Raw genomic sequence first — 16,957 nt, 5'->3', positions numbered from 1 at the left:
TATCAAATCTCCTTATTTCTTATTTTTAATAAAATAAATTTAAGAGCCTCATTAAGTTCAATTCCATTTATTTGCTCATTTGTTCTTGTTCTAATAGATATTCTTTCTTCTGCTACTTCTCTCTCGCCAATTATAAACATATAAGGTATTTTTTTAGCTTGATATTCCCTAATTTTAGCATTCATTCTTGAGGAACTATTATCAAGTTTTATTCTAATCCCCTCATTTTTAAATTTATTTAAAACTTTAATAGCATAATCTTCTACAGTATTGTTAACGGGAATGATTACTGCTTGTACAGGAGACAACCATAAAGGAAACGCTCCACCATAGTGCTCTACAAGAATTCCAAAAAATCTTTCAATAGATCCCAACAAAGCTCGATGAATCATAAATGGTCTTTTTTCTTTACCATCATCAGCAGTATAAGTCATGTTAAATCTCTCTGGTAGATTAAAATCAAATTGAATTGTACTCATCTGCCACTCTCTCTCAAGCGAATCAACTATCTTAAGATCAATTTTAGGTCCATAAAAAGCACCTCCCCCTTTATCAATTTCATAAGGAACTTCAAAATCGCTTAAAGTCTCTTCAAGAACTTTTAAAGACATTTCCCAATCAGCATCATTCCCAACAGACTTGTCAGGCTTTGTAGAAAGATATGCCTTTAAACTGTTAAAGCCAAATTTATTCCACATATAAATAGCAAACCTAAGAACTTCTTTAATCTCATCTACAACTTGAGAATGAGTACATATAATATGAGCATCATCCTGAGTGAAACCTCTGGCTCTCATCATGCCATGCAAAGCCCCTATCTTTTCATAACGATACACAGTACCAAGTTCGGCCCATCTAAATGGTAAATCTCTATAAGAATGCTTACCCGTATTGTAAATTGCAATATGAAAAGGACAATTCATGGGTTTAAGATAATAATCACTTTTATCCATTTCTATTTTTTCAAACATGCTATCTTTATAAAAATCTAAATGGCCAGAAGTTTGCCAAAGCCAAGATTTGCCAACATGAGGAGTAAAAAGAATATCATACCCATTTTTAGAGTGCTCCTCTCTCCAAAAATCCTCTATTAAAGATCTTATTTTGGCTCCATTGGGATGAAAAAAAACAAGTCCCGGTCCAACCTCTTCATGAATAGAAAATAAATCAAGTTCTTTTCCAAGCTTTCTATGGTCTCTTTTTTTTATTTCCTCTCTCAAATTAAGATAAGATCTTAACTCTTTTTCATTATTCCACAAAGTTCCATAAATTCTGGTAAGCATTGTATTTTTTTCATTACCTCGCCAATAAGCCCCAGCAATACCAGTAAGCTTAAATGCCTTTGGATCAATTTTATTCATATTGTCAACATGAGGACCCCTGCAAAGATCAACAAAATTATGACTCTTATAAATAGAAATTTCATTTTGTAAATCAAAATTTTTAATCAAATCAATCTTATAAGGCTCATCTTTAAAAATCTCAAAAGCCTGTTCTACGCTTATTATCTCTTTTTCGAAAGAACTTCCCGTCTTTAAAATCTCTCTCATTCTATTTTCTATATCCAAAAGAGAATCTTCTGTAATTTGCTTCTTAAATTCAAAATCATAATAAAAACCATCTTTAATAGGGGGCCCTATTGCAATCTTGGTATTTGGAAATAAATCAAGCACAGCTTCTGCCATAACATGAGCTATTGAATGTCTTTTTTTGTAAAGAATATCTTCTTTATTTAAATCTTTACTCACAACAATACCCTTAATCTTTTGATTTTTATTAAAAAATTAAAATTTACATTCATTGCTTTTACGCAAAATGCGTACCTCAAATATTTATAATTACTAAATTAAAATATACAAAAAAATTTTCTAAAAAAATAGAGATAATAAAACAAAAAAATAAAAATAAATTCTCAATCCATAGCAACTATTGATTCGATATTAAAATAAAAAGACATTGCTAAAAAAAATGTAATAGTAGAAGAACCCCCATAAGAGAGAAAAGGGAAAGGAATCCCAGTAATAGGAAGAACCCCTAAAGACATTCCAACATTAAAAGAGGTATGAAAAAACAAAAGTCCCAAAATTCCAGATATTACTAAAGCCATATATCTATCCTGACTTTTATTCATTATTATCAAAAATTTAAAAAAAAGAAAAAAAAACAATATTAAAATCGTACTAACACCTAAAAATCCAAACTCTTCAGCAAGAATAGAAAAAATAAAATCTGTGCTCTGAGACGGCACATAATTAGCGTGGGTATAAGGTCCCTTTAAAAATCCTTTGCCTAAAAGACCGCCAGAACCAATTGCTATCTTAACCTGATTTAAATTCCAACCAGCACCCTTAGCATCAATAGCCGGATCTAAGAATACTAAAAACCGTTTAATCTGATAAGTCTTCATTAACTTTGAAAGGACTTTTGAAAATACTATTGAAACCAATAAAATAGAACTTACAAAAAATACATAAAAATAAATTATTTTAATACTCAAACCATATTTAGCAATAAAAAATCCTAAAACAGAAATCAAAAGTATTAAAAGCAACACCCCCATTACTACTCTAAAATAGAAAGGATTTGAAAAAATAAGATAAAATACATTCCCCATGTTCATCTTATATTCATACCAAACCGGTAAAATTGTAAAAACAAAAGATAAAAACCCTGTTAATGCAAATGCTAAAACATAATGTAAATCTATTCCTGCAAAAAAAGAAATAAATATAAAAATGGTTAAATATACTATTGCTGTACCAAAATCAGGTTGCAACAATATAAGAATTACCGATGGAAAAATTAACAAAAAAGCAGCAATAAAGATAAAAAATTCATTATAACCTTTTTTTTCAGCATAAAATTTTGAAAGGGTTAAAATAATAATAACTTTACCAAATTCAGAAGGCTGTCCTCCAAGTTTCCATATACCAATCCAAGACCTTGCCCCGTTTACGGTCATTCCAAAAAATGCAGTAAAAATTAAAGCCAATATTAACAAATAATATAAAGGATATATCATGCTATAAACAAATTTTAAATCATACTTACCCAATATAAAAATTAGAAAAAATCCAATAATTACCCAAAAGGCTTGTTTTATATATTCATTCTTGGTTAAAGAACCATTAATATTATAATCGCTAGAATAAATCAACAATACACCAACAAAAGAAACTATAAATAAGCTTATCAAAACTAAATAATCATAATTTTTCCTAAAAACCATTAATCTACCTAATATACCAAGGCCTATAACCTTTAAGAATATCTTCATAACTTTGATTTGCAAAAATACCTTGCATTATTAAATCTGTAGATTTTGCAGGCCACCAATCTACATTGCTTTTTGCCTCAACCAAACTAAAAACAATAATTTGATTATCAGCTGAGCCATTATAAGGAGCAAGTCCAATAAAAGAACTGTTTTCAAAACCATCTATACCAGTTTGACCAGTACCTGTTTTGCCTCCAACCTTAACAGCTTTCGTAAGAACTGCATATTTTGCTGTACCATAAGTTACAACACTTCTCATATATTTTTTTAAAAGCTTAAATGTGTTCTTACTAATAAGATTTGTCTTTCTTAATATTTCTGGCTTATTCTCAAGAAGAACTTCATTCGTACCGCCCTTTAAAATTTTATTTACAATTCTAGGCTTATACACAACACCTTCATTTGCAATCATAGCAACCATATTAACAATTTGCATAGGAGTAGCATTTAAAAATCCTTGACCTATTGAAAAATTTACAGTATCTCCTCCTACCCAAGGCTGATTAAAAGTTTTTTCTTTCCATTCAGGACTAGGAAGAAGACCAGATACTTCATTTGGCAAATCAATTTCAGTTTTTTCTCCAAACCCGAATTCTTTTGCATATTTTCTAATTCTATCGACCCCAAGATACTTAAGTCCAAGTGTATAAAAATAAACATTAGAAGAATGTGCAATAGCCTCTTCTAAATTAACATACCCATGACCACCGGGCTTCCAACAATGAAAAATTCTATTTCCAACTTTAAAATATCCAGGACAATAAATTTTACGATCTTTATCTATAACTCTTTCCTCAAGAATAGCCGCAGCAACAACTAATTTAAAAATAGACGCCGGTGGATAAACAGATTGAATCGCTTTATTTAAAAAAGAATAATCTTCCTTATTATGTTTATTGTAAACATCTCTCATAGAATAGTAAGGATAATTGTGAAGAGAAAGAACAGCACCTGTTGATGGTTTTAATACAACAATAGAACCGTGCCTCTTACCCAAAGCATTCTTAGCAAGATCTTGAATATCTTTATTAATATTAAGTACAACATCATTGCCTGGTACCATATTCCTTATAATAGAACCGTCGTCTATTCTTCTCTCTTTAGAATCCACTTTATATTTAATTAATCCCTCTTGCCCTCTAATATAATTATCATAAACTTGTTCAATACCCAGTTTTCCAATCGTAGAAGTATTGTCATAACCACTAACATTATAAAATGTTCTAAGTTCTCTTTGATTTATTTGCCCAACATAACCGATTGAATGCGAATATGAATCGTCAACTAAATAGTTACGCTTAAAAGAATAAGTCCATAAAAGAGCAGGATAATAAAACTTTTTTTCAGAAATTCTAAACAACATTTTTGGAGTAAGTTCCATTATTTCAACATCTTTGAGATATCCACCGGGTTCTTGAAGTTTAGACAAAATAATCGATTTATCAATATCTAAGGTGCTTGCCAAAAAGTCTATCATCTCAATTCTAGTAGCAACAGGCATATTATAATACTGTTGCAAGCTTATCTTTAAAACAAACATAGTTAAATTATTTGCCAAAACATTAGAATTAGAATCTAAGATCTCACCCCTTGAGGCATTAATTTTTTCCAATCTTGATAAAAAAACATTGGCTTCCCTATCGTAAAATAAATGCTTACCAATTTGCATTTTAAATAAAATCGCTAGATAAAACAGCATAATTACTGTTAAAAAAAATATGCCAAATTTGTATCTAAAATTTGTTATAACACCCACTAATAATCCTCTTTAAAAGAATAAAAATTTCTAGTAAAATAATTCTGAATTGGATATAAAAAGTTAATAAACATTATATTTACAATAAGGTCAAGGTTAAAAATTGAATAATTAAAAGATTTTAAATCTACAAAATCATAAAATACAATAGCCAAAACCCATAATATAACTTTTGAAAGGATAAAAAATATTGTCATGCTAAGCATATTTTTAGGCATTAATAACTTTATTTTATTGTTAAAATAAAATATTAATGTATACCCAAAAACAAAAAATCCAAGTGGCAATCCTGTAAAATAATCCATAAGAAGACCATATAAAATACCAGATAATAACCCCACATTAAAAATAAAATTCAAAGAATTAAAAACTAGAAAAATTAAAAAAATATCTATTGAAAAATAAAAATAAGTTGCAAAATAGTGTTGAAAAATTTTACCTAAAAATGCGCTAGAAATAAAATATATTAAAAATGCTGCCATTATTTACCAATCTCTTTGTTGTTTTTAACAAGAAAAACATACTCAAGCTTATCTAAAACTATTGCTGGCTCTACTTCTATCTTTAAAAGAGAATTGTAATCAAGAATATGAAAATTCGTAATCTTTCCAATATAAATTCCAACCGGATATTCACTAAACCCAGCAGTAACAATGGAATCACCTATCTTCAAATCTTTTTCAGCAAGTCTATTAACATAATTCATTTCAAGTTTTTTACCATAACCATTACCTTCTATAAGGCCTATAAACCTACTACTTTGAATTCTTGCAGAAACAAAATTTTCATAATTGGTCAAAGGCAAAATTTTAGCAGTATTGGAATAAACCTTTACAACTTTGCCTACAAGACCACTAAATCCATCTTGATACGCAACTGCTATCATATCCTTTTCTATCCCATCATTGAATCCTTTGTTAATAGCCATTAACGTCGATATATTTGAATAATTTAGATATATAATCTCTGCTGAAATAAAATCACTAGAACTTGACAAATAAAAATTTAATTGCTCTTTGAGACGAACATTCTCTTGCCTTAATGACTGTATATTCTGAGTTACTATTTCAAGTTGTTGTATCCTTTTTTTATAAAACTCTATCTTGTCCTTATAATTCTTGTATTCATTCACAGTTTTAAAAACATTAGAAATAAAACTAAAAACTTCATGCATTCTACTTTGAATATAAGAATTAAGAGTAAAAAACAAAAAATTATCAGATTTTTTTCTTTGAATACTGCTTGAATCATAAATCATAAAAACAAGAGAAACTATCAACACTAAAAGCACTTTGATAAAATTCTTGAATTTGACAAGAAAATTCATAACTTATTCATTAATAAAACTATAAATATTCTTACTAATATCTATTCTATTGGCATAATCATAAAATAATCCGGCACCAACAGCTACAGAGAGAAGGGGATTGTCTGCAACATAAACAGGAACTCCAGTCTCTTTTGAAAGAAGCCTATTTAAACCCTTAAGAAGAGCTCCTCCTCCTGTCAAAATAATGCCACGCTCAACAATGTCTGTAGCAAGCTCTGGAGGTGTTGCACCAAGAGTACGTTTAACTTCATCCACAACAATATTAATGGGTTCTTGTAAAGACTCTCTTACTTCCATAGAATCAACAAGTTGCTTTCTAGGAAGGCCAGTTACAGCATCTGTACCCTTAATATCTATTTTTTCTACCCTCAAATTTTGAACATCAGGATATACATTTCCTATCATAATTTTCAATTTTTCTGCTGTCTGTTGGCCAATTATAATATTATGAGAATTTCTCATGTACTTTATTATGCTCTCATCAAATTCGTCACCACCGGTTCTAATCGCCCTACTTACAACCATGCCACCAAGAGAAATAACCGATATTTCTGTAGTTCCACCCCCAATATCACATACCATGTGACCTGTAGGTTCAAAAATAGGAATATCAGACCCAATAGCAGCTGCAAGAGATTCTTCTATTACTTTAACTTCTCTTGCACCGGCATTCATTGCACTCTCTTTTACAGCTCTTCGTTCAACCTCTGTAATACAAGTTGGAACACCTATTACCATTCTTGGCTTAAAAAACAATTTTTTACGAGAAAAAATTTGATTAATAAAATATTTAATCATCTTCTCTGTATTTTCAATATCAGCAATAACTCCGTCTCTAAGTGGACGCACAGCCTTAATATTTTCTGGAGTTTTCCAAAGCATTTTTTTAGCATTTCGGCCAACCGCAACAACTTTATTACCTTTAGTAATATCTATTGCAACAACAGAAGGCTCACTCATAACCACACCATAATCTTTAATATAAACCAACGTATTACATGTTCCAAGATCAATACCAATATCTATCAAAAAAGACTTAAACAAATTCAAATCAACCTCCCTAAAAATCTTCCAAAGTAATTCCAAGTCTCTCTCTTGCTGCTTCTAAATAAGGATTAAGATTGAGAGCTTCTCTCCAGTATTTTCTAGCCTTAGGATAATCTTTATCTTTCTTCCTATATATATCTCCTATTTTAACATAAACGCTAGAATTTGAACTATTAATTTCTAGAACTTTATTATAGTAATTAAAAGCACTCTCATAGTCACCCTTATCTAATAAGATATCTCCATAAAGCAAATATACCTTTTGAATTAAATTTTCATCTGTTCTCTCACCCTTTGACAATTTTCCTTTCTCTTCTTCTATTATTTTTTTTATATACTCGACACTTTTGTTTATATCATTCAACTTATAATTAACATAAGCCAAGCTCCAAAGCACTAAATCAGATTTATTTTCATTGTAGGCTTTTTCAAAAAACTTTAAACTAGACTTGTAATCTCTTAAAAGCTGATATGAATATCCCAAATATTCAAAAATATCTTCTTTAATGTTCATGAAATCAAAATTATCAACACTTAAAGCCTTCTTCAAAAATTTTACAGCAAGTTCACTATAAAACTCTCCTTTATGAGAATATGCCTTTCCCAATATATAATACAAGGGACCTATAGAGACTCCATCATTTATAGAAATTAAAAATCTTAATCTTTCTATGGATTTATCTAAAAATTCTCCTTTCAAATATTCTTCATTTACTATTAAAGAATAATAAAAGTATGAAAATCCCAAAAGCAAATTTAAATTAAAATCAAATCTATGATTTTTAATATCGTTCTCGGCATAATCTATAATCTCTTTATATTCTTTTTTATCCCATAGCAAAAGCAAATCAACCTCTGTTGGGCCTGCTTTTAAATAAGAACTAGAAAAAGACTTGAAATATGATAAAATATAGTAAATTAAAAAAATAAAAATGAAAATCGTAAACGAATAAAAAATATATTTTAAATATCTTATTTCCATTAAAACTCTCTTTTAGACTTATGAAATTAAGCTGACACCCATAAGCCGAGTTCTGTATTATGCCATCATCTCTCTTGTTTTTTTATCGCTAAAAAAATCATGCGATCTACCCGTAAGTATATCCTCAAGAACAAAGGAAGCTTACATACTTGATCTTGCTCCTAATGAGGTTTATCTTGCCTGTATTTATTGCTAAATAAGCGGTGAGCTCTTACCTCACCTTTTCACCCTTACCTTTTATGGCGGTAATTTTCTGCGACACTTTCTTAGGTTTAAAACCCCTAGGCATTACCTAGCATTATGTTCTTATTGGAGCTCGGACTTTCCTCTTAAGCTTTTATTATCATAAAACTAAGCGATGGCTGACTGCCAGCTTAAATAAAAAGTATCAAATTAATAAATTTTATTCAATAAGATCTGCTAAACTACCAGGAATTATCTCATCACTTATTCTAACTTTATCCTGATAATAAAGTATTCTACTGCAATAAGGACAAAATTTAATATCGTTAGGCTCACGCCTTACTTTATTTGCAAATTCAACAGGAAGTATCATATGACAACCTTTACAAACATTGTTAATTAAGGGCACAACTCCGTTTGATTTATTTCTTATTATCCTTTGAAATTTAAATAAAAAATCTTCATTCATTTTAGAAGCACAATTCAACTCTTCACTCTCTATTTCTAGAAGTTTCTTTTCAATTTCTATAAGCTCTAACTCTAAACTATTGCTTTCAGCCTTAAAACATTCTTCTTCTTTGCTATGCTTTTCGGTGACATCTAATATTTCTCTTTCTATTTTAGTTTTAAGCCCATTAACATGTGTCATCTTTTTTCTAATTGTAACTTCATCGTCAATAATAACCTGAAGTTCTTTTTCAAGAGCTTCATATTCTCTTTGCGTTTTAATGCTATCAATTTTTTCTTCTGCTTTACTCTTTCTTGAATTAATATCTTGAATATCTAACTTTAAAGAAGAGTCTTCTTTTTGGTATTCCTTAAACTTTTGTTGCAAATCAATAAGAACTTTCGATAATTCTTCAATCTGAATTTTTTTCATCTCCAAATACTTAGGAATACTTTTTCGTCTTTCTTCAAGCTCAAACTTAGACTTATATATAACTTCAAGTTTTTTTAATGTATCAATATTATTCTCCATCAACCCTCCCATGCTTAATTTAAATCTTCAAGATAATCTTTTAATTTTTGAGTTTTTTTAGGATTTTTAAGCCGCCTTAATGCCTTAGATTCAATTTGTCTAATTCTTTCTCTTGTAACATTAAAATGAAGTCCAACCTCTTCAAGAGTTAAAGAATAGCCATCTTCAAGCCCAAATCTCATTTTGACAACTTCTTGCTCTCTTTCAGGAAGAGTCCCAAGAATTGCCCTTATTTGATCTTGCAAAACTACAAAAGACGTATGATTTGCAGGATTTTTTATTGCCTTATCCTCAATAAAATCGCTAAGAACAGAATCTTCTTCTTCTCCAATTGGTGTTTCAAGAGAAACAGGTTCTCTTGAAACACTTTTTACAGTTTTAACCTTTTTAAGCTCCCATCCAAGTCTGTCTGAAAGCTCTTCATCCGTGGGATCTTTCCCCAAAACTTGAATTAGATACCTAGTTTCTCTATTAAGCCTATTGATTTGTTCAATCATATGCACAGGAACTCTAATTGTGCGAGCTTGATCAGAAATAGATCTTGTTATAGCCTGTCTAATCCACCAAGTAGCATAAGTTGAAAACTTAAAACCTCTTTTATATTCAAATTTTTCAACAGCTTTAATTAATCCAATATTACCTTCTTGAACAAGGTCAAAAAAATGAAGACCTCTATTTGCATATTTCTTAGCAATGCTTACAACAAGCCTTAAATTAGCCTTAATCAACTGATCTTTAGCATGTTGCATCATTTGTTTCCCTTTAGCAATCTCCTCTGACATGCTTATTATCTTATCCATTGGGTATTCGTAATACATTTCAATTCTCTCAAGTTCTTTTTGAGCAAGCTGAGCCTCTGTAATCTGCTCTTTAATAGCATCTTCTTTAAGTTTAAGAGATTTTTCTATCTCTATTCTTTTCTCAGCAATAGTCAAATCTCTTCCAAGCACTCTTAAGTCTCTTATTTTTTCAATTTTTAACCTGCTTAAAATTATTCTTTGCTGCCTTTGCAAATCCTTTATTTTGTTAGCCGAGTCAATATAATCATCTGAAAAAATTCTTAGTTCATCTTGATACAAAGGAATATCTCGTAAAAGCTCTTTTAAGGCTGACCTTTCCCTTTTTAAATTCTTTTCAAGAATATCTCCCCCAAGCTCATATACCCTATGCTTATTATCTACATAACTTATTAAACGATCTTGAATTGGTTTTAAAGGAATTTTATAAAAAGAGGCAATTCTTTTTTTTTTATTATAATAATCAGGGTTATTCTCTTTATCTCTATCTTTTTCTCTTTTGAAAAACTCTTCCCTCTCCATTCTTGAATAAATAGTATTAACAAGATTATAATAGTTTTCTATAACAAGTCCCTCATTTTTAAGAATATTCTCAATTATGCCCTCTCCAGAATCCATTTGCTTGGCAAGTTCAACTTCTTGATTTCCTGTTAATAAGAACTCTTTTCCTATTTCCTTTAAATAAAGCTTTATTGGATCTTCTGAATGACTATCTTTTAAGACATTACTTTTAATATACCCAGAACCCAAATCATCCTTAACAGAAATATCTTCTTCATCACAATCATCCAGTTTGCCATCAATATCAATATCTTCCTCATCACTTTGGAAACCATCATCTAAAATCATAAAATTTCTATCGGATTCAATCTCCACCTCTTCATCTTCATCATTTCCCTCTTCAGTGCCTACCAGATCTAGTTCCGAAATTTTATTAACTAACCTTATTCCCCTATCCTCAAGTATTGAACAAATACAATCAAGGACCTCCGGTTCCAATATATCATCGGGCAACAAATTTGATAATTCACTAAAACTAAGAGATTTTCTATCTCCCAAATGTGTAACAATACCCTCTATCAGCTTCGAATATTTCTTTTCCAAATCCAGCAAAACTCAACTCCCTGGAACATCGTCTATATAGATTTTTAAATTTTTTCTCTGCATATTTAAAAACATTAACTCATTTATTTGAACCTTAGCATTAACCAAAGAGTCCTCATTACATCTTCTTTTGCAAAGCAAAACACGAGAATCTAATTTTCTTCTCTTGATTGCAAGCAAAACATGAATGAGAGTCTCATCATCCACTTCAAATTCAGAATTTAAAATTTCTTCAAAAAAAAATTCACTAACTTTATAGATGTCCTTTAAATTTTTTTTTAAATCCATTAATGAAAAATCTTTATTATTTTCAAATAAATCTTCAAAGCATACAAAAGTTTTTCTAACATTAACATCAATTAAATCGCTATCAATAATATTGCGCCTTATTATACAAAAATAACTAAAATTTTTCAACAAAGCTACTATTAGATACCTCTCATAAGAATCATCATTATGAGCATACAAATTTCTTTTATTATTGTCAACTACAAATCTTTCTTTTATTCTATAATAATCTTTTAATAAAGTTGTAACGCCAATACCAAGTTTATTGCTTAGCTTGTCTAAAAAAATTTTTTTCTGAGTATCTAATTTTGATAAATTTATCAAATTTAAAAATAAATTAATCATAGCATTTAAATCTACAGTTTTATTTAAATCATATTTATTGGAATAAACATCTAAGAGATAATCAAAAGCATCACATCTATTATTTAAAATTTTCTGCAAAGAAACTTCACCCTCATCCTTAAGAACATCTGCAGGATCACGACCAAAATCCATTTTAACAATACTAACATTAATATTAAATGGCAAACAAATTTGATAAGCTTTTAAAGTTGCAGAAAGCCCAGCATCATCACCATCAAAAGAAAATATTACCTCATCAGCATATCTTTGAATCAAAGCCAGATGTTCTTTTGAAAAAGAAGTACCAAGAGTAGATACGGCTCTCTTAATCCCAGATGTAAAAAAAGCAAGAACATCTATATATCCTTCTACTAATATAACTGACTTTGTAGATTTAATCTCATCAAACCCCTCATAAAATCCATAAAGAAGTTCCTTTTTTTTAAAAACTTCAGTTTCACTTAAATTAATATACTTAGAACCTTTCCCATCCAAATCTCGACCGCCAAAACCAACAACGTTTCCTTTAAAATCTTTAATTGGAAAAATTAATCTTTGAGATAAAATAGAAACTTTGGGATTTGTCTTTGAGAATAAACCACTTTTTCTCAGTATTTCAAAAGAGTATCCTTTTGAAACTAAAAAATCATAAAGCTCTAAACCATCTTTAACATTAAATGGTAAATATCCAAGTTCAAATAAATCAACGACTTCCTTAGATATTGATCTACTCTTTAAAACGTAATCTAAGGCTTTCTTGTTTTTATTCAAAAAAAATTTAATGGTATTGATTAATCTAGAATTTAATGAGTAAATTTTTGAAACTATGTCTTTATTTTCATTTTTTTTTTCACTTTTTAGGCTTATTTTCAAATCATTATAATAAATACCAAATTTTTCACATAAAATCTTAAGAGCATCATTGTAATTGATTTTTTCCATATCCATTAAAAATCCAATAACATCCCCGCCCTTTTTACATCCAAAACAATAAAAATATCCTTGCAAAGGGTTTACAAAAAAAGAAGGGGTTTTCTCAGCATGAAAAGGACAAAGCCCTTTATAAGTAGATCCTGATTTAATAAGCTTAATGTATTGTTCTACAATAGCTACAATATCAAATTTAGCTTTAATTGAGGCTTTAGTTTGTAAATACTCCATACTCCTTAATCCTTAGTAATAAAATTTTTAATATAATCTTTTGCTCCTAAAAGATGTGAGGAATAGTCTGATGAAAATTGATGCGTACCCGACTTAGAGTCTTTTACCACAAAAAATAAATATTGCGTATTTTTTGGGAAAAAAGCTGCTTGTAAAGAAATAATACCAGCATTTGAAATTGGAGTAGGAGGATACCCTTTATTAATATATGTATTATAAGGAGAATTTATCTCTAAATCTGAAAAATAAATTCTTTTAGGGTGACTTCGTCCTAGTTCCTCTGTAATAATATACTCAATAGTAGCACAAGATTGTAATGCCATACCAGATTTTATTCTGTTATAAAAAACTGAAGACATTATTGAAGCTTCATTTTTAACCCTATATTCACGCTCAACAATAGATGCTATTATTACTCTATTGTAAAAATCTTTACTTGAATAATCACTAAAAACAACACCTATAGATTTAAGCTTATTCAAAAAATTATCGACAAACATACGAACAACATTCTTTAATTCTATGCCCTTGTAAAATTTATAAGTATCTGGAAATAAAAATCCTTCAAGAGAATCGTAATCAAATCCAAGCTCATAAATAAACGATTTTTCGTTGATCAAAAAAATAAAATCTTGAACATCATCAATTACATCAAATTCTTTAAGCTTAAAAGCAATTCTTCTGCTAGTATACCCTTCAGGTATTGTAACATCAATATTTACGTTAGAAGATCCCCTTAAAAACTCTTTATATATTTCAAATGTAGAAAGATCACTATTGATTGAATATCTTCCCTCTTTAAATTGTTTATCACTACCAAAAATATATGAAATAAAAACAAGAAGCAATTCGGATTTAATTAATTTTTGTTTTTTCAACTCTTTAGCTATTTTTTTAACTCCCCAACCTTTCTCAACATCAAATTCATAAACTAAGCCATTTGCTAAAGAAGATAAATTTAAAAAATATATAAAAATTGACAAAATAGATCCTAAAAAGAACAAAAGAATAAATACTTTTCCAATTTTAATAAGCACAAGAATCTCCTAGCTAAACAAAAGTATTTGCTAATTACTCATTAGTATCAATTAAAGTTTTAATTGATACTAACATTACATTTTATAACCAATAATAACTTTTCTAAACAGATAAAAATACAAGCACCATAATGGAACAATATAACACATTTAAAATATTACAATCTAAAAATTACAAAAAAGGCAGTCTCTTATAATTTCACTAAATTGGGGAGGGTGGGATTCGAACCCACGTAGGCGAAGCCAACAGATTTACAGTCTGCCCCGGTTAACCACTTCGGTACCGCCCCTAAAAGCCGACTGTCGGAGTCGAACCGACGACCTGCGGTTTACAAGACCGCTGCTCTGGCCAGCTGAGCTAAGTCGGCAAATAACAAACTAATAGTTAGTTTATAAAAATAAAATTCATTAGTCAATAGAATAATGGCAAATAATTAATGCAATCTTTCCATAAATCTACTTGTTACCAGAAAGAAAAATTTTAAAAACAAGAGCACAAAAAAAAATCATAAAACTAAAAATTAAAATTAAATAATAATTAATTTTTTTATTTCTCAATAAATAAAAAAATATCAGCCTAGTAGATTCAAGCCCAAAAGAAACAGAGCTTAAAACAATGGTAATATCAAGATAAAATTTCTGAAAATTGTAAACAAAAATATTATAAGAACCAGCCAAAAAAACGAATAAACTCAACAAAGAATTTAAAAACAATACAATAACCAAAGTTCTAATAAAATTTGAAAAACGTCTTAGATTTTTTATTTTAAAAGTTTCCATGAGATTTATAAATTTTTTACTATAAAAAGTGCTTGATCGATGATTTCTAAAAGATTGCCAATAACATCAGCTAATGTAATCTTTTTATTTTCATTTGCCATTGATTTATAAGAAACTATTAAAGATTTTCGAATAAAAACATTATGATTTTCCAAAAGAGCCAGACATCTTTTTTTAAGCTCAATAAAATAATCTACAAATTTATTTGAAATCTTATCAATAGAAGCCGATTCATTTAAACACCACTTCAAAATCCTTTCCTTATAAGAGTCATCAACTTTGCTCTCTCTTTTATGCCTTTCAAACTCTTCATTCTTATAATCAATCTCAAAGTAAATATTATAAATTTCTTTTTTCAAAACAGTAATATTATTTTCAATGTCAACATATATATTTCTCAAATCATGATTATTAATTAATACAACATTATTTATAGTTCTTAAAACTTCCATCATTCTAACATCATATATGTTTTTAAAAAAATCATTAAGAAAATATAACTTTTTAAAACTATAGTGACCAAGATTTAATTCGCTGAAAATCTCACCCTTTAAATTCAAAATTACACCAGGATCTCTAACAAGATTTTTTATTTCTTTAATCACAAGAACTTTTAAAGAGCTATCACGCCTTTTAATAGCCTGGCCCATAACATTTAAAAATAAAATATTTTCATAAAAATTTTTCACATCAAAAAAAGGAACATATCTTTTAGGAGATGCAACCGGATTCTTACAATACACCCTAAAAACATCTAAATAAGGTAAAGTTCTCGATAAGCCAACAATCTTAGATACAACCGATAAAACATTTTTCAATACATATTCTACTCGTGATAAATGATCTTCTCTTGAAATTATTTCTGAATTACTAATATCATCAGATATTAGAAAATAATTTGATATAATACTTTTAACAATATTCTCATCTATCTCAATATCCTTTAATGTATACAAAATGTCAAAAAAATAATTCAAGTACTTACTAACACTTGAAAAGCTAGTTCCAAATCCAACCTCAAGATCAACGATATTAATATTTTCAACATTATCTAAAAGATCTACATTGAAAAATGAAAAAAAAGACTTGTAAGGGAAAAACGCCAAACTATTAAAAACATAATAAAACTCAAACATATCAGATAAAGTTTTGTAAGTACTAGATGGAATAGAATTAATATAATCGTTTATCTTGGCCTTAAGAGATTCTTCTAAATCATTTTGGGTCTTTTCTTTTTTCAGAAAAAGCTCATATTCACCTTCATCTAAAAAATCTTCCAAATTTTTCTTAGAATGAAGAACTTTATTTTGAATAATTTCTAAAATCGTTTGCTCAACAACAACACCACCTTTTTCTAATTTCTTAAAAAATTCTTTCAATTCCATTGAATATCGGCAAACACTAAAAAACATTTCTACAAAGCCAACATACAAACATTCTTTCTTAAAATCTATTACTGGATTTTTACACATTTCATTAATTTGATTTTCTAGGTTTTTTATAACATAAGTTTTATAAATATCTTCTTTACTTTTATCCTTCTGAAAAAAATTTAAAATAGTTAACCACATTCTTATAAGAAATGATTCTTCCATTAAACGCCCTGAAAGAAATTTTTCAAGCTGAGAATCAACATAGGGCTCATTGTTACAATTTGGCAAAACAAATTCAGAAGAATTCAAACCTAAACTTTTTCTTATATCATTCATCAACCTATTTTTAGTCTCTTTTGAAAGCTGACCTATAGCGTTGTATACACTATTGTTATTATCACTCATAAAACCTCAATAAAACCATTTAAAAAAATAAAAGTACTACTTACAACATACTTCAAATAAATTAAAATTGTAAATCAATTTTAGAAAAAAATTATTTACACTATAATATAATT

The 16,957-nt window shown here is 28.7% G+C and carries 13 protein-coding genes, 2 tRNA genes and 1 other RNA gene; all 16 read right to left on the bottom strand.

Going from position 1 to position 16,957, the window contains the following annotated elements; translation table 11 throughout:
- Positions 1 to 2: 2 nt before the first annotated feature.
- Positions 3 to 1,748: a threonine--tRNA ligase gene (thrS, locus tag BVAVS116_RS03620; protein ID WP_006068302.1), complete on the bottom strand. Its 1,746-nt coding sequence runs from the start codon at positions 1,746 to 1,748 to the stop codon at positions 3 to 5.
- 164 nt (positions 1,749 to 1,912) lie between these two features.
- Positions 1,913 to 3,229 (bottom strand): rod shape-determining protein RodA, encoded by a 1,317-nt coding sequence (rodA, locus tag BVAVS116_RS03615; protein WP_006068861.1) that lies wholly within the window; start codon positions 3,227 to 3,229, stop codon positions 1,913 to 1,915.
- Between the two features lie 4 nt (positions 3,230 to 3,233).
- Positions 3,234 to 5,033 (bottom strand): penicillin-binding protein 2, encoded by a 1,800-nt coding sequence (gene mrdA / locus BVAVS116_RS03610; protein ID WP_006069005.1) that lies wholly within the window; start codon positions 5,031 to 5,033, stop codon positions 3,234 to 3,236.
- A complete protein-coding gene (gene mreD, locus BVAVS116_RS03605) occupies positions 5,033 to 5,515 on the bottom strand; it encodes a rod shape-determining protein MreD (protein WP_006068659.1) in 483 nt (160 codons plus the stop codon). Before mreD ends, mrdA begins: the two co-directional genes overlap by 1 nt.
- Positions 5,515 to 6,360, bottom strand: a complete 846-nt coding sequence (mreC, locus tag BVAVS116_RS03600) for a rod shape-determining protein MreC (RefSeq protein ID WP_040351347.1) — start codon at positions 6,358 to 6,360, stop codon at positions 5,515 to 5,517. Before mreC ends, mreD begins: the two co-directional genes overlap by 1 nt.
- A gap of 3 nt (positions 6,361 to 6,363) precedes the next feature.
- Positions 6,364 to 7,413, bottom strand: coding sequence for a rod shape-determining protein (locus BVAVS116_RS03595; RefSeq protein WP_006068722.1), 1,050 nt, complete (start codon positions 7,411 to 7,413; stop codon positions 6,364 to 6,366).
- 10 nt (positions 7,414 to 7,423) lie between these two features.
- Positions 7,424 to 8,392: a tetratricopeptide repeat protein gene (locus BVAVS116_RS03590; protein ID WP_006068988.1), complete on the bottom strand. Its 969-nt coding sequence runs from the start codon at positions 8,390 to 8,392 to the stop codon at positions 7,424 to 7,426.
- Positions 8,393 to 8,415: 23 nt separating this feature from the next.
- Positions 8,416 to 8,769: RNase P RNA component class A (rnpB, locus tag BVAVS116_RS06155), an RNA gene on the bottom strand.
- A 26-nt stretch (positions 8,770 to 8,795) separates the two neighbouring features.
- Positions 8,796 to 9,554: a zinc ribbon domain-containing protein gene (locus BVAVS116_RS03585; RefSeq protein ID WP_006068264.1), complete on the bottom strand. Its 759-nt coding sequence runs from the start codon at positions 9,552 to 9,554 to the stop codon at positions 8,796 to 8,798.
- Positions 9,555 to 9,568: 14 nt separating this feature from the next.
- Complete coding sequence (gene rpoD / locus BVAVS116_RS03580; protein WP_006068544.1) at positions 9,569 to 11,464, bottom strand: RNA polymerase sigma factor RpoD; 1,896 nt, start codon at positions 11,462 to 11,464, stop codon at positions 9,569 to 9,571.
- A gap of 3 nt (positions 11,465 to 11,467) precedes the next feature.
- Complete coding sequence (gene dnaG, locus BVAVS116_RS03575) at positions 11,468 to 13,249, bottom strand: DNA primase (RefSeq protein WP_006068438.1); 1,782 nt, start codon at positions 13,247 to 13,249, stop codon at positions 11,468 to 11,470.
- A gap of 5 nt (positions 13,250 to 13,254) precedes the next feature.
- Complete coding sequence (mltG, locus tag BVAVS116_RS03570) at positions 13,255 to 14,286, bottom strand: endolytic transglycosylase MltG (RefSeq protein ID WP_006068802.1); 1,032 nt, start codon at positions 14,284 to 14,286, stop codon at positions 13,255 to 13,257.
- A gap of 208 nt (positions 14,287 to 14,494) precedes the next feature.
- A tRNA-Tyr gene (locus BVAVS116_RS03565) sits at positions 14,495 to 14,576 on the bottom strand.
- 4 nt (positions 14,577 to 14,580) lie between these two features.
- Positions 14,581 to 14,654, bottom strand: a tRNA-Thr gene (locus tag BVAVS116_RS03560).
- Positions 14,655 to 14,742: 88 nt separating this feature from the next.
- The gene (locus BVAVS116_RS03555) at positions 14,743 to 15,066 is read right to left on the bottom strand and encodes a hypothetical protein (RefSeq protein ID WP_006068707.1); all 324 of its coding nucleotides are present in this window, start codon (positions 15,064 to 15,066) and stop codon (positions 14,743 to 14,745) included.
- A 5-nt stretch (positions 15,067 to 15,071) separates the two neighbouring features.
- Positions 15,072 to 16,844, bottom strand: coding sequence for a hypothetical protein (locus tag BVAVS116_RS03550; protein WP_006068806.1), 1,773 nt, complete (start codon positions 16,842 to 16,844; stop codon positions 15,072 to 15,074).
- Positions 16,845 to 16,957 lie beyond the last annotated feature (113 nt).

This window comes from Borreliella valaisiana VS116, from assembly GCF_000170955.2.
Classification (GTDB): Bacteria; Spirochaetota; Spirochaetia; order Borreliales; family Borreliaceae; genus Borreliella; species Borreliella valaisiana.
The sequence above is the reverse complement of the archived record's forward strand: the minus strand, read 5'-3'. Positions and strand labels throughout refer to the sequence as shown.